Origin of the sequence: Paenibacillus woosongensis (genome assembly GCF_030122845.1) — a bacterium.
GTDB lineage: Bacteria > Bacillota > Bacilli > Paenibacillales > Paenibacillaceae > Fontibacillus > Fontibacillus woosongensis_A.
Genome location: NZ_CP126084.1, coordinates 4,646,884 through 4,660,468 on the forward strand (window position 1 = coordinate 4,646,884; position 13,585 = coordinate 4,660,468).

Below are 13,585 nucleotides of genomic sequence, written 5' to 3' on the forward strand. Positions count from 1 at the left end.
AATCGCCAGGTGTTATTCTACGCCGACTTCCGCGCCTTCCAGGTTCAGGCTCAGTTTATCTCCAGTCGCATCGTCTTCGTCGTCGATTTCCTTCATCTCGATCTCTTCTTCGTTCTCAGTCAGGATTTTGACGTCCATACCCAAGCTTTGAAGCTCTTTGATCAAGACTTTGAACGATTCAGGCACGCCCGGCTCTGGCACATTCTCGCCTTTAACGATCGATTCGTAGGTTTTCACCCGACCGACCACGTCATCGGACTTGACGGTAAGGATTTCCTGGAGCGTGTATGCTGCGCCATAGGCCTCGAGCGCCCACACTTCCATCTCCCCGAACCGCTGTCCGCCGAACTGGGCTTTACCGCCGAGCGGCTGCTGTGTAACCAGCGAGTAAGGACCCGTGGAGCGAGCATGGATTTTATCGTCAACCATGTGCGCCAGCTTAATCATGTGCATGACGCCAACGGTAACTTCACGTTCAAATCTTTCACCGGTTCTTCCGTCATACAGCACGGTTTTACCGTTGCGCTGCATACCGGCTTCTTCCATCGTATCGAACACGTCATACTCGTTCGCACCGTCGAAGACCGGTGTTGCCACGTGAATTCCGAGTTGGAGCGCAGCCATGCCAAGGTGAATCTCCAGCACCTGTCCGATGTTCATCCGCGAAGGAACCCCCAGCGGGTTGAGCACGACTTGAACCGGTGTGCCATCTGGCATAAACGGCATATCTTCCTCAGGCAGAATACGGGCTACGACACCTTTGTTACCGTGACGTCCAGCCATTTTGTCCCCCTCGGAAATCTTACGCTTCTGAGCAATGTAGACGCGAACGAGCTGATTAACGCCCGGCGGCAACTCATCGCCATTCTCACGCGTAAACACCTTAACGTCAACGACGATTCCGTCCGTTCCGTGAGGAACACGCAGGGAGGTATCGCGAACTTCGCGTGCCTTCTCGCCAAAGATGGCATGTAGCAGGCGCTCTTCTGCTGTCAGCTCCGTAACACCCTTCGGCGTCACTTTACCAACGAGAATGTCGCCAGCGCTGATTTCCGCACCTACGCGGATAATACCGCGCTCATCCAGGTTGCGGAGCGCCTCTTCCCCTACGTTCGGAATATCGCGGGTAATTTCCTCAGGTCCCAGCTTCGTATCGCGGGCTTCGGACTCATATTCTTCAATGTGAATGGAAGTGTACACATCTTCCTTCACCAGCTTCTCGCTAAGCAGAATCGCGTCCTCGTAGTTGTAGCCTTCCCAAGTCATGAAGGCAACGACAACGTTGCGACCCAATGCCAATTCGCCCATTTCCGTGGACGGTCCGTCAGCCAGAATATCACCTTTCTTGACGACGTCTCCACGCTTAACGATCGGACGCTGGTTAATGCAAGTTCCTTGGTTCGAACGCATAAATTTGTGTAATTTATATTTAACAAGGTCACCGCGTACTTCCTTGCCATCCACAACCTCGACGCGGCGCAGCCAAATTTCGTTCGCTGCGGAACGCTCGATAATTCCATCGTATTTGGACACAATACACACACCGGAATCTTTGGCAGCTTTATGCTCCATACCTGTACCTACGAGAGGAGCTTTAGGAACCAGAAGCGGCACAGCTTGCCGCTGCATGTTCGATCCCATCAGCGCACGGTTGGAGTCATCGTTCTCCAGGAACGGAATTAATGCGGTAGCTACGGATACAACCTGCTTCGGCGATACGTCCATGTAGTCGACACGATCGCTCGGCATCGTCAGAATGTTATCCGATTGCTTGTTGTAACGGACAATGACGTTCTCATCCTGGAACGTATTATCCTCATTGAGGATCGCGTTCGCTTGGGCGATAACGTAGTTGTCTTCCTCGTCAGCCGTCAAATAAGCGATTTGATCGGTAACTTTGCCTGTCTTCGGATCAACCCAACGATACGGCGCCTCGATGAAACCGTACTCGTTAATCCGAGCGAATGTCGAGAGAGAGTTGATCAGACCGATGTTCGGTCCCTCCGGCGTCTCGATCGGACACATCCGGCCATAGTGACTGTGGTGAACGTCCCGAACCTCAAAGCCCGCACGCTCACGAGTCAGACCGCCAGGCCCGAGCGCGGACAGACGGCGTTTATGCGTCAGCTCGGCAAGCGGGTTCGTCTGGTCCATGAACTGGGACAGCTGGGAGCTTCCGAAGAACTCCTTAATGGACGCGATAACCGGACGGATATTGATCAGCGCCTGTGGCGTAATCACGTTCGCATCCTGAATCGACATTCTCTCGCGCACAACGCGTTCCATCCGGGACAAACCGATGCGGAACTGGTTCTGCAGCAGCTCGCCAACAGAACGCAGGCGGCGGTTGCCGAGGTGGTCGATATCATCCGTGTCGCCGATACCGTGCAGCAAATTCAGAAAGTAACTGATCGACGAAATGATGTCGGCCGGCGTAATGTGCTTGACCGATTTGTCGATATTGCGGTTCGCGATAACTTTAACGACCTTGCCATCCTCAATCGGCGAGAAAATATCGACCGTTTGCAGAGGCACGTCGACGGAATCGAGAACGCCGTTAGCTACATGGTAGTTCTTGAAGCCAACGCCCTCTTCCAGGTAAGGAAGGATCTCGTCCAATAGACGGCGGTCAACGATTTGACCCGCTTCCGCGATAATTTCTCCGGTATTCGTATCAATCAAGCTCTCAGCGAGACGCTGATTGAACAGCCGGTTCTTGATATGAAGCTTCTTATTGATTTTGTAACGGCCAACATTGGCCAGATCATAGCGTTTTGGATCAAAGAAACGGGCCACCAGCAAACTCTTCGCATTATCAAGCGTCGGCGGCTCGCCCGGACGGAGGCGTTCATAAATTTCGATCAGCGCCTTCTCCGTGGAGTCCGTGTTATCTTTGTCCAGCGTGTTGCGGATATATTCATCATTGCCCAGCAAATCCAGAATCTCGGCATCCGTACCGAAGCCAAGCGCGCGAAGCAGCACGGTAACCGGAATTTTACGAGTACGGTCGATCCGGACATAGATAATGTCCTTCGCGTCCATCTCCAACTCCAGCCATGCGCCGCGGTTCGGAATCACTGTGGCAGTATACGTCTTCTTGCCATTCTTATCGATTTTCGTACTGAAATAGACGCTAGGAGAGCGCACCAACTGGCTGACAATAACCCGTTCCGCACCGTTAATAATAAAGGTGCCGGTTTCCGTCATCAGCGGGAAATCTCCCATAAACACTTCCTGCTCTTTGACTTCGCCGGTTTCTTTGTTAATCAGCCGGACTTTAACCCTAAGCGGAGCCGCATACGTTACGTCGCGTTCCTTCGCATCGTCAACCGTATACTTCGGTTCGCCGAGGCTGTAATCGATAAATTCCAACACCAAATTCCCGGTAAAATCCTGAATTGGCGAAATGTCCTGGAACATCTCCCGGAGACCTTCCTCCAGGAACCAATCGTAGGATTTCTGTTGGATTTCGATCAGGTTCGGAACTTCGAGTACCTCGTTAATTCGTGCATAACTTCGCCGAGTGCGTCGACCATATTGAACAAGATGTCCTGCCAACTTATACTCACCCCTCATGTCTACTCACTTTAAAAAAATACATTGCGAACCCGTGTTTGCACCTATATAATAGGTTCAAGGCGGGTTGCAGCTGCTGCACAAATAAAGAAAAGCCCTTATCGAATGCTTTCGAAAAAAGAGCACCATTATCCGTGTCGTTTCTGCCTAACTATCCCCCGTATTCAGTAGATTTGCCCAAAATGTACACATTATACGTTAAACAAGATGATTTTATTCATTGTTTCGTAAAAACCCTTGACATTTCAGCAAACTAAAGTCACAAGGGGCATCCTAATACTGACATTTTATAATAATATCACAACCAGGTTTTCAGGTCAACCTTTTTCTACTCTGTTTTCAGAGCCGTTTTTATTTTACCGCTCGATAAACTCTGTACCCCTTGTCCTTCGTCACTTCCTCAACCTGTGCGAACAACGACTCCAGCTTCTGTTTCGCCGATGGCGCCCCTTGCTTCTTTTGTATCACGACCCACAGAGCTCCGCCCTCTCGCAGCCGGTCATAGGCTCCCTCAAAAATGGCATGAACGACTTCCTTGCCAGCCCGAATAGGCGGGTTCGTCAATATCACATCAAATTGTTGTTCTCCTAACGCCGCGAATAGATCACTTTCCACGATCGTTACGTTGGCAACTTTATTGTTCGCCGCATTTTCTTTGGCAAGCTCGACCGCTCTCTGGTTGACGTCAATCATCGTGACATGGCCGCGGCCGGCAAGTCTGGCTGCCGTAAGCCCGATCGGGCCATAACCGCACCCGACGTCAAGCACCTGCGCAGCTTCCGGAATATCCATCGCTTCGATGAGCACTCTGCTCCCGTAATCTACTCCGCCTTTTGCAAAAACCCCCGCATCGCTAATGAAGCGAAATTTCTGTCCGCGCAATTGGGCGTCCCATATTTTCCGGTCATGTGCCGTAGAAGGTTGATTCGTATAATAGTGATCTGCCATCTGGCATACCTCCACCTGATATGTCTCACAGCGAAATCTGATATCATTAAATACGTCTTGTCATTCCATTTTAACCAAGTATCAGCTGTTTATTGCCATTTTCCAACAAACAGTGATTCACGTTACTGCTCATTGCACTTGCAAACAAACCCCCTTGAACTCGGTTCAAGGGGGTTGTCATCAAAGAGGTGTAGAATTATTTGACTTCTACAGTTGCGCCTGCTTCTTCCAATTTTGCTTTTACAGCTTCTGCTTCTTCTTTGCCCACTTTTTCTTTCAGTGGTTTTGGAGCGTTGTCAACGAGTTCTTTCGCTTCTTTCAGGCCAAGACCTGTGATTTCGCGAACAACTTTGATAACGTTGATTTTGGATGCACCAGCGTTAGCCAGGATTACATCGAACTCGGATTGCTCAGCAGCTTCAGCAGCACCGCCGCCACCGCCAGCTACAACAACAGGAGCTGCTGCAGTAACGCCGAATTCTTCTTCGATTGCTTTGACCAGATCGTTCAGTTCAAGAACGGACATGCCTTTAATTGCTTCTAAAATTGTTTCTTTGCTCATGGTAGAACCTCCATTTTATAGTTGATAAGAGTTAAATTCATTTATTAACTGACTGCATGAAAAGCAAGGTTACGCGCTTGCGCTGCCTTCTTCTTTCTCTGCAACGGCTTTGACTGCCAGCGCGAAGTTGCGAACTGGAGCTTGAAGCACGCTGAGGAGCATCGAAAGGAGACCTTCGCGGGAAGGAAGATCCGCGAGCGCTTTGATTTGGTCGACGCCGACTACACGGCCTTCAACCACGCCACCTTTTACTTTAAGCGCATCGTTCTTCTTTGCGAACTCGCTGATGATTTTAGCCGGAGCTACCGCATCGTCAGCACTGAACGCGATTGCTGTAGGACCAGTCAATACTTCGTCCAGTTCAGTCAGTTCCGCAGCCGCAGTTGCGCGGCGAACGAGCGTGTTTTTCAATACTTGGAATTCTACGCCAGCTTCACGAAGCTGTTTACGCAGTTCCGTTACCTGAGTAACGTTCAGTCCACGGTAGTCAGCAACAACAGTTGTTGCGCTCTCGCGAAGCTTAGCTGTTACCACGTCAACGGCTTCCTGCTTTGCTTGAATCACTTTTGCGTTTGCCAAACTGTACACCTCCTGATAGATATGCTGGGCACAAGCCGAGGTGCAAACCTCGCTTGATGTCCCTTTCCGTAGCGGTTCAAAACCTCGCTCTAGAAAGACTTTTAAAGAACCTGACGGCCCGCAAGCCGACCCCAGTCCATTAAAAAAGCCTCCGTAGAATCACGAAGGCCTGATGAATCATCATTCCGCAGTTAATCTGCAGTATGCTGACGTTCTATCACAACACCTCGGTAGGAAATTAAGCCTTGCAAGGGCACCTACTGTCTACGGTAAGCATATTCGAATTTAGTTACTTTTCAAAACAACTCGTTCAGTATACCAAGGGAAAGAACATATGTCAAACCCTTCTCCACGAACCGCGGGAGGTATTATCTGAATGCAGCTGCGTTAACGCGAGCACTTGGTCCCATCGTGGAAGAAATCGCGATGTTCTTCAAGTAAACACCTTTGGCAGCAGCAGGTTTAGCACGGTTCAATGCATCGATGAGAGCTTTCAGGTTCTCGTCAAGCTGTTCGGCACTGAAAGATACTTTGCCGATCGGCGCATGAATTTGGCCTGCTTTATCCAAACGGTATTCGATTTTACCCGCTTTGATTTCTTGAACCGCTTTAGCTACGTCAAACGTAACCGTACCAGCTTTAGGGTTAGGCATAAGGCCTTTACCACCGAGCAAGCGTCCAAGTTTACCAACTTCACTCATCATGTCTGGTGTCGCTACGCAGACGTCGAAGTCGAACCAGCCTTGTTGAATTTTGTTGATCATGTCTTGATCGCCAACAAAGTCCGCTCCAGCCGCTTCCGCTTCCTTCGCTTTCTCACCTTTGGCGAATACCAATACGCGCTGCGTCTTACCCGTGCCGTGAGGCAGGACAACGATACCGCGAACGGCTTGGTCTTGTTTACGTGGGTCTACGCCCAAACGAACCGCTACTTCAACGGTTTCGTCGAATTTAGCACTTGCTGCCTTCTTCACTAATTCAACGGCTTCGGAAGGCTCATAAGTTGCTTCGCTGTCGATCAGCTTGGCAGCTTCAAGGTATTTCTTACCGTGTTTAGCCATGAAAATTTTCCTCCTTGTGTGGTGTTAGCGGAAATTCCTCCCACTGATCTCTAAATTACATAGTTACCCTAAAGGCTAACATGCAATTTAGAGGCAACTTCTGTTGCAATGGCAACATCCGTTGTTCGGTCGCTCCAAGAATTAGTCTTGGATCGCGATACCCATACTGCGAGCAGTACCTTCGACCATACGCATAGCCGCTTCAACGGATGCTGCGTTCAGGTCTTGCATTTTTTGCTCCGCAATTTGACGAACAGCGTCGCGTTTAACGGTAGCTACTTTCTTCTTGTTCGGTTCACCGGATCCCTTCTCAACTTTCGCAGCAACGCGAAGCAGAACGGCAGCTGGTGGAGTCTTGGTGATGAAAGTGAATGAACGGTCTTCAAACACCGAGATTTCAACCGGAATAATCAAACCTGCTTGATCGGCAGTACGTGCGTTAAACTCTTTACAGAATGCCATGATGTTGACACCTGCTTGACCCAGCGCCGGACCTACCGGAGGTGCAGGATTCGCTTTACCTGCAGGAATTTGCAGTTTTACCATTTTGATAACCTTTTTTGCCATGTAAGACACCTCCTTGCCCTAATAGTGGTCGACGGGATTTCTCCCCTCCCACGTAACCTAAGAAACCTATATTTTTTCCACTTGAGTGTAATCCAGTTCAAGCGGGGTTTCTCGTCCAAACATGTTGACGTGAACCTTGAGCTTGCTCTTGTCGACGAGAATTTCTTCGATCGATCCGACAAAATTAGCAAACGGGCCAACCTTGATACGTACGGATTCTTTGACTTCGAAATCGATGACCGGCTTCGGTTCTTCCATGCCCATATGCCGCAAAATCTGATCTACTTCTTCAGGAAGCAGAGGAGTCGGCTTGGAACCGGAGCCTGTCGAGCCAACGAATCCCGTAACCCCTGGCGTATTGCGGACAACGTACCAAGAATCATCGGTCTGGATCATTTCCACCAAGACATAACCGGGGTAAACTTTACGCATGACGGTCTTCTTCTTCCCGTCTTTGTTTACCACTTCTTCCTCCATCGGAACAAGAACGCGGAATATCTTGTCTTCCATGCCCATCGACTCAACGCGTTTCTCCAAATTGGCTTTGACTTTGTTCTCATACCCGGAATAGGTATGTACTACATACCATCTTTTCTCCATATCAAGCCACCTAAGGACCCTTCTTAAATTATCGCTTCGATCACAGCGGAGATGCCGATATCAAGTACCCAAAAATAAATCGCGACTACTACAATTGTACCGAGCACAATCATCGTATAATTGGTCAGCTCTTTACGATTAGGCCAGCGAACCTTTTTAAGCTCAGCCCAGCTTTCAGAGAAAAAAGAGAACAACGATTTGAAACTTCGTTTCATACGCGACTACACCTCCACAGACTATCTGGTTTCGCGATGAGGAACTTGCTCGTTACAAAACTTGCAAAATTTCTTCATCTCCATGCGGTCGGGGTGGTTACGCTTGTTCTTCGTTGTTGTGTAGTTTCTTTGTTTGCAATTCGTACAAGCCAACGTAATAATTACCCGCATGATGTGCACCTCCCGAAGACCTTCATCAAATTTGAGAAGTCTCTTAATTGAGCCCAAACATCCAAAAAACGCAAATTTAGGCCTACCTAAAACACTTTATCATAAGGCCATATCCATGTCAACGAGGCTTCGAGCTTCTCTTTATTCGATTACAAACAGTATAACACATCATTTTACAAGATAAACCCTTGTCTGAACTTATCCTACTAAATGCTCTGGCTATCGTTCGCATACTGGCGGCTTCCGAATTGTAATAAATTACATATATTATTGAATTAATAATTAACCCAATGAAGATTTCATCAATTCTTAAGGCTAAAGAAAAACGACTATAGTCATAGTCGTCTTTGCGCTGGCTATTCTGTTCAAGCGGGCCATGCAACCGGCACAGCCGCCTTACATCGCTCCATCACGAACTTCTAAATATCGTTCCAATTTGCGTTTCACCCGCTGCAGGGCATTGTCGATCGATTTGACATGCCGATCTAAATCCACTGCAATTTCTTGATATGAGCGTCCATCCAGATACAGCATCAACACTTTGCGTTCCAAGTCACTAAGAATTTCCGACATTTTATCTTCCAAACCAATGAACTCTTCCTGGTTAATGATCAATTCTTCCGGATCACATACCTGGGAACCACAAATGACATCCAACAATGTCCGATCCGAATCTTCATCATAGATCGGCTTGTCCAATGATACATACGAATTTAGCGGAATATGCTTCTGCCGCGTTGCCGTCTTGATCGCTGTAATGATTTGCCGCGTTATGCATAACTCGGCGAACGCCTTGAACGAGGCAAGCTTATCACCACGAAAGTCCCGGATCGCCTTATATAGGCCGATCATCCCTTCCTGGATGATATCCTCCCGGTCTGCGCCAATCAGAAAATAGGATCTGGCCTTTGCACGCACGAAGCTCCGGTACTTGTTGATCAAGTACTCCAGCGCTTCACTGTCGCCTTCGCGGACCGCTTCGACAATGTCTTCGTCACTTTGGATCTCATAGTCAAATCTAACCCACGTCGTCTCGAGATTGACACTCACCACAAATCCCTCCGGCTGCAACGCACGGTGCCCCGTCACTTCAGTCAAGTAATACGATCAGTATATATGATGGCATATATTAGCGTCAACTATAAAAGTACCAAAAGATGTAAGGTCGAACTTTGTCAAGAGTATTTGGAAGGATAACGAATGAATGCCCCTTCATTCCCTGCGCCAACGTTCGAACATCATCCGTACTTCTGGGCTAAGCTTGGCATCAATACTATTTCGACTCGATTTGGAGCTGCGTTCGGCAATTTTCGATTGAATCTCTCTCTCACTCTCTTCGACTTGGTTCAGCAATTCCCGCGCTGAGACCCGAAGTGCTCCTTGTCCAAATATAACATGCTGCTCTACAGTATCGTTTGTGGCGACGTAGATTTGCCTGCGCCGATGCGACAGCTCGCGGACCAGGCGCTCAATGCACTCATCTGCCGTTTCTTTCTCTTTCGTAAAATGAACCCCTACCTTGCTCTGATTAAAAGACTTTCCCAGACCGGGCACGCGATAGGCATCAAATACCACGATCACTTTCCTTCCGGAGAAGGCTTGATGATTGGCCAGCCTCTCTAACAGACGGTCGCGGGCCTCTTGCATTCCCACCTTGGACAGTGCGGCAAGCTCGGGCCATCCGCCAATCATGTTATAGCCATCTACCAGAAGGATGTCGCGCATTTCGCGCATGCCGCTTAACCTATGGCGCGGCGTCTGCGCAGCGCTTCGTACATAATAACGCCCGCCGCGACCGAAGCGTTCAGGGAGTTAAGTCTTCCCGCCATGGGCAGCTTAAGCAGGACGTCGCATTTCTCGCGAACGAGCCGCCCCATACCCTTGTTCTCATTGCCGATGACGATAGCAACAGCGCCGGAGAGCACCTGGCCTGCGGCATACATGTCCTCCTTGGCATCCACATCCGTACCGGCAATCCATACTCCTGCTTCCTTCAGCTGCTCCATCGTCTGGGCTAAATTGGTCACCCGGGCTACCGGAACGTACTCCACTGCGCCAGCCGACGTCTTCGACACCGTTGCCGTAATGGATGCAGAGCGGCGTTTGGGGATGATCACCCCATGCACACCGGTGCATTCCGCCGTACGCAAAATCGATCCTAAGTTGTGAGGGTCTTCGATTTCATCCAAGATCAGCAGAAAAGGAGGCTCTCCGCGCTGCTCCGCCCTCTGCAGAAGATCTTCCACTTCCACATAGGCATAAGGGGCAACCTGTGCGACAACCCCCTGGTGCTGAAGGCCAGGCGCCATTTGATCGAGCTTGCGCTTGTCGACAAACTGCACGATAATTCCATGTTGTTTGGCCTCAGCTATAATCGGCTGGGTCAAATGCTTCTGGGCGCCTTCGGCTACCCAAATTTTATTGATCGTCCGTCCGGCGCGCATCGCTTCCAGCAGCGAATGCTTCCCGCCGATCCATTCTTGATCGTCCATACGACATCCTCCCGGGGATTTCGAGCAATTTCGCTTCTTTTCCCTTGTTGTAATTGAATATGATCTTTAACCGTCAGCGCGTTCCAGCAGTTCGAAGCCCTGTAAAATCAGTCCCCGGAGACGATCATGCGCCCCGGTATAGTAGAGGTACCCGACCAAGCTTTCAAAGGCCGTCGCATGACGGTAGTCGAGCACGTCCGCATTTTTGGGAACCGTGCCGGACTTCGCATTCCGCCCTTGCCTCACCACGTCCTGCTCCTGCTCTGTGAGCTGGGGCTCAATAAGCGCGAGCAGCCTGGCCTGGGCCTTGGCGGAGACGAATTTCGTTGACTCGCGGTGCAGGTGATGCGGACGCAGGTTCGGCCGGGCTATGACGTGCTGGCGTACGGCGACCTCGTATACGGCATCTCCGATGTAGGCCAGCGCCAAGGGCGGCAGCAGCCTGGCCGGCTTGGACGGCGGCTCGGGGAACCAGAGGGCTCCCTCGCAAGTTCCATCAGCAGCCCCTTTGCCAGCCGCTTCTCGATCCTCGGCAAGCCCCTCTCTCAACGCCTCGCCGCTCACCGTACCATTCCCTTCCTCGTACTGATGCCCGCTCATTTCCGCCGCCATCTCATGCCCTGCGGCGTATCCTCGAGAACGATGCCTTTATCGTCGAGCAGGTCGCGGATTTCGTCAGCCCGGGCCCAGTTCTTCGCTTTGCGCGCCTCAGCCCGTTCGGCGATCAGCGCCTCCACGTCGCCATCCAGCAATTCCGCCGCTTCCTCCTTGGCGATGCGCAGCACGCCGTTCATCTCGGCGAACAGCTTCTGCGCCGCTTCCAGATCGGCCCGGCTGACAATCGGGCGCTGCAGCAGGGAATTCACTTCGTTCACCCATTCGAATACTGCAGTGATGGCATCCGGTGTATTGAAATCGTCCTGCATCTTTGTATGGAACAGCGTCCCAATTTGGCGCAGCTTCGCTTCCCAGTCCGGCGTAACTTCATCCGTGCCCGCCGCAGCTGTCTGCAGTCGGTGACGCAAATTGCTTACGGTATTGGCGATGCGCTCCACGCTCCGCTCGGCCTGCTCCATAATCTTCTCGGAGAAATTGAGCGGATTGCGGTAATGCGTCGACAACATGAAATAGCGGATGGCCTCGCATTTGTATTCAGCCCGCAGGTCTTTAACAAGCACGCCGTTGCCGAGCGATTTCGACATTTTTTCGCCATCGATATTAATATAACCATTATGCATCCAATAATTTGCAAGCGGCTTGCCAGTTGCCGCTTCCGATTGGGCAATTTCGCATTCGTGATGCGGGAATTGCAAATCCTGGCCGCCGCCGTGAATATCGAGCGTATCACCAAGCAGCTTGCGAGACATCGCGGAGCATTCGATATGCCAACCCGGTCTGCCTTCGCCCCATGGGCTAGGCCAGTGAATTTCTCCCGGCTTCGCCGCCTTCCAGAGCACGAAATCCTCGGGATTCTCTTTGCGTTCATCGACGTCAATCCGGATGCCGAACTGCAGCTCCGAAAGATTCTGACCGGACAGCTTGCCGTAGTCCGGAAATTTCTTCGTCCGGAAGAAGACGTCCCCGCCGCTGGCGTAAGCATATCCTTTGCTCTCCAGATCCTTGATGAAATCAATAATGGTCTCCATGCTGTCCGTTACGCGAGGATTAGCGGTCGCCCGGGGAATGTTCAGTCCGTCCAGGTCCTCGTAATACGCCTTAATGAACATTTCCGCCACTTCAGGCACCGTCGTGTTCATTTCTTCAGCTTTGCGGATCAGCTTGTCGTCGACATCGGTAAAGTTGACAACATAGTTGACCTCATATTTCTGATTCTCCAGATAGCTTCTTACCACATCAAAAAAGATCATCGGACGCGCATTTCCGATATGGATATACCCGTAGACGGTCGGACCGCACACATAAATGTTCGCCTTGCCCGGCTCCCGGCTTACAAAGGTTTCCTTCGTGCGAGTCAATGTATTGTATATTTGCAGTGCCATACTCACGTTCCTTTCGCAAGCTGTTGTTGGTATGATTTACTCTGATGTCACATGCTCCTGGCGCAGCTGCCCCTTCAGATCGGCAATCTCGGACTGCAGTTCTTCGATCTGGCGCTGCAGCGCCTTCATCGAGTCTATGACCGGATCCGGAAGCTGATGGCTAAGCCGGTCGAGCGGCTTTCCGCGAAGACGCACCACTTTGCCGGGAATCCCGACCACCGTGCTCTCGGGCGGCACTTCCTTCAGAACGACGGAATTGGCCCCGATATTCGATTGGTCCCCGATTTTAAAGGAGCCGAGAATTTTGGCACCCGATCCGATGACGACGTTATTGCCAATGGTCGGGTGGCGCTTGCCCTTCTCCTTGCCGCTCCCGCCAAGAGTAACTCCTTGATAGATAACCACGTCATCCCCAATTTCGCAAGTTTCCCCAATAACGACGCCCATGCCATGGTCGATGAACAGCCGATTGCCGATCCGTGCTCCCGGATGAATCTCGATTCCCGTAAAGAAGCGGCTGGTCTGCGAAATGATCCGGGCGATTGTGAACCACCGGCGGCGATAGAAAGCATGCGCCAGCCGATGGCTCCATATGGCATGCAGCCCGGAGTAGGTGAAGATGACCTCGAACCAGCTTCTGGCGGCCGGGTCGTTATCGAAAACGGCTTGAATATCGGATCTCATCCTTTTAAACATCATGCTTCCCTCTTTTCTCTTCCGGTCTCTCGCCTTGCTCTTAACCTTGCTAAGGAGGTCATGCCTCCCATGCTTATCTCTCTAGTGTTTGCTGTCTGCAATAAATATTGCCTTCAAA

The 13,585-nt window shown here is 50.7% G+C and carries 15 protein-coding genes and 1 other annotated feature; all 15 genes read right to left on the minus strand.

All coding sequences use genetic code 11. The features are described 5' to 3' along the window. Positions 1-12: 12 nt before the first annotated feature. Entirely contained in the window at positions 13-3,558 is a 3,546-nt protein-coding gene (gene rpoB, locus QNH46_RS21595; RefSeq protein WP_155613361.1) for a DNA-directed RNA polymerase subunit beta, read from the minus strand. A gap of 369 nt (positions 3,559-3,927) precedes the next feature. Then, positions 3,928-4,524, minus strand: a complete 597-nt coding sequence (locus QNH46_RS21600) for a class I SAM-dependent methyltransferase (protein ID WP_283925954.1) — start codon at positions 4,522-4,524, stop codon at positions 3,928-3,930. Positions 4,525-4,720: 196 nt separating this feature from the next. Then, positions 4,721-5,086 carry a 50S ribosomal protein L7/L12 gene (gene rplL / locus QNH46_RS21605; protein ID WP_155613363.1) on the minus strand — a complete coding sequence of 122 codons (366 nt, stop codon included), beginning with the start codon at positions 5,084-5,086 and terminating at the stop codon, positions 4,721-4,723. 69 nt (positions 5,087-5,155) lie between these two features. After that, positions 5,156-5,665, minus strand: coding sequence for a 50S ribosomal protein L10 (rplJ, locus tag QNH46_RS21610; RefSeq protein ID WP_213595317.1), 510 nt, complete (start codon positions 5,663-5,665; stop codon positions 5,156-5,158). Positions 5,666-5,797: 132 nt separating this feature from the next. Then, positions 5,798-5,953 (minus strand) — a sequence feature (ribosomal protein L10 leader region). Positions 5,954-6,033: 80 nt separating this feature from the next. Then, positions 6,034-6,726 carry a 50S ribosomal protein L1 gene (gene rplA, locus QNH46_RS21615; RefSeq protein ID WP_283925955.1) on the minus strand — a complete coding sequence of 231 codons (693 nt, stop codon included), beginning with the start codon at positions 6,724-6,726 and terminating at the stop codon, positions 6,034-6,036. 141 nt (positions 6,727-6,867) lie between these two features. Beyond that, positions 6,868-7,293 carry a 50S ribosomal protein L11 gene (gene rplK / locus QNH46_RS21620; protein WP_110931205.1) on the minus strand — a complete coding sequence of 142 codons (426 nt, stop codon included), beginning with the start codon at positions 7,291-7,293 and terminating at the stop codon, positions 6,868-6,870. A gap of 66 nt (positions 7,294-7,359) precedes the next feature. After that, complete coding sequence (gene nusG, locus QNH46_RS21625) at positions 7,360-7,893, minus strand: transcription termination/antitermination protein NusG (RefSeq protein ID WP_055105058.1); 534 nt, start codon at positions 7,891-7,893, stop codon at positions 7,360-7,362. Between the two features lie 23 nt (positions 7,894-7,916). Further along, positions 7,917-8,108, minus strand: a complete 192-nt coding sequence (secE, locus tag QNH46_RS21630; RefSeq protein ID WP_055105057.1) for a preprotein translocase subunit SecE — start codon at positions 8,106-8,108, stop codon at positions 7,917-7,919. 21 nt (positions 8,109-8,129) lie between these two features. Beyond that, positions 8,130-8,279, minus strand: a complete 150-nt coding sequence (gene rpmG / locus QNH46_RS21635; RefSeq protein WP_071784256.1) for a 50S ribosomal protein L33 — start codon at positions 8,277-8,279, stop codon at positions 8,130-8,132. A 396-nt stretch (positions 8,280-8,675) separates the two neighbouring features. Next, positions 8,676-9,332: an RNA polymerase sporulation sigma factor SigH gene (sigH, locus tag QNH46_RS21640; RefSeq protein ID WP_430691854.1), complete on the minus strand. Its 657-nt coding sequence runs from the start codon at positions 9,330-9,332 to the stop codon at positions 8,676-8,678. Between the two features lie 159 nt (positions 9,333-9,491). Further along, complete coding sequence (locus QNH46_RS21645) at positions 9,492-10,013, minus strand: NYN domain-containing protein (RefSeq protein ID WP_283925957.1); 522 nt, start codon at positions 10,011-10,013, stop codon at positions 9,492-9,494. 5 nt (positions 10,014-10,018) lie between these two features. Beyond that, positions 10,019-10,771 carry a 23S rRNA (guanosine(2251)-2'-O)-methyltransferase RlmB gene (gene rlmB, locus QNH46_RS21650; protein WP_213595303.1) on the minus strand — a complete coding sequence of 251 codons (753 nt, stop codon included), beginning with the start codon at positions 10,769-10,771 and terminating at the stop codon, positions 10,019-10,021. A 66-nt stretch (positions 10,772-10,837) separates the two neighbouring features. Beyond that, a complete protein-coding gene (locus QNH46_RS21655) occupies positions 10,838-11,371 on the minus strand; it encodes a Mini-ribonuclease 3 (RefSeq protein WP_283925958.1) in 534 nt (177 codons plus the stop codon). After that, positions 11,368-12,771 carry a cysteine--tRNA ligase gene (gene cysS / locus QNH46_RS21660; protein ID WP_283925959.1) on the minus strand — a complete coding sequence of 468 codons (1,404 nt, stop codon included), beginning with the start codon at positions 12,769-12,771 and terminating at the stop codon, positions 11,368-11,370. Before cysS ends, QNH46_RS21655 begins: the two co-directional genes overlap by 4 nt. A gap of 36 nt (positions 12,772-12,807) precedes the next feature. Further along, positions 12,808-13,467 (minus strand): serine O-acetyltransferase, encoded by a 660-nt coding sequence (cysE, locus tag QNH46_RS21665; protein WP_283925960.1) that lies wholly within the window; start codon positions 13,465-13,467, stop codon positions 12,808-12,810. Positions 13,468-13,585 lie beyond the last annotated feature (118 nt).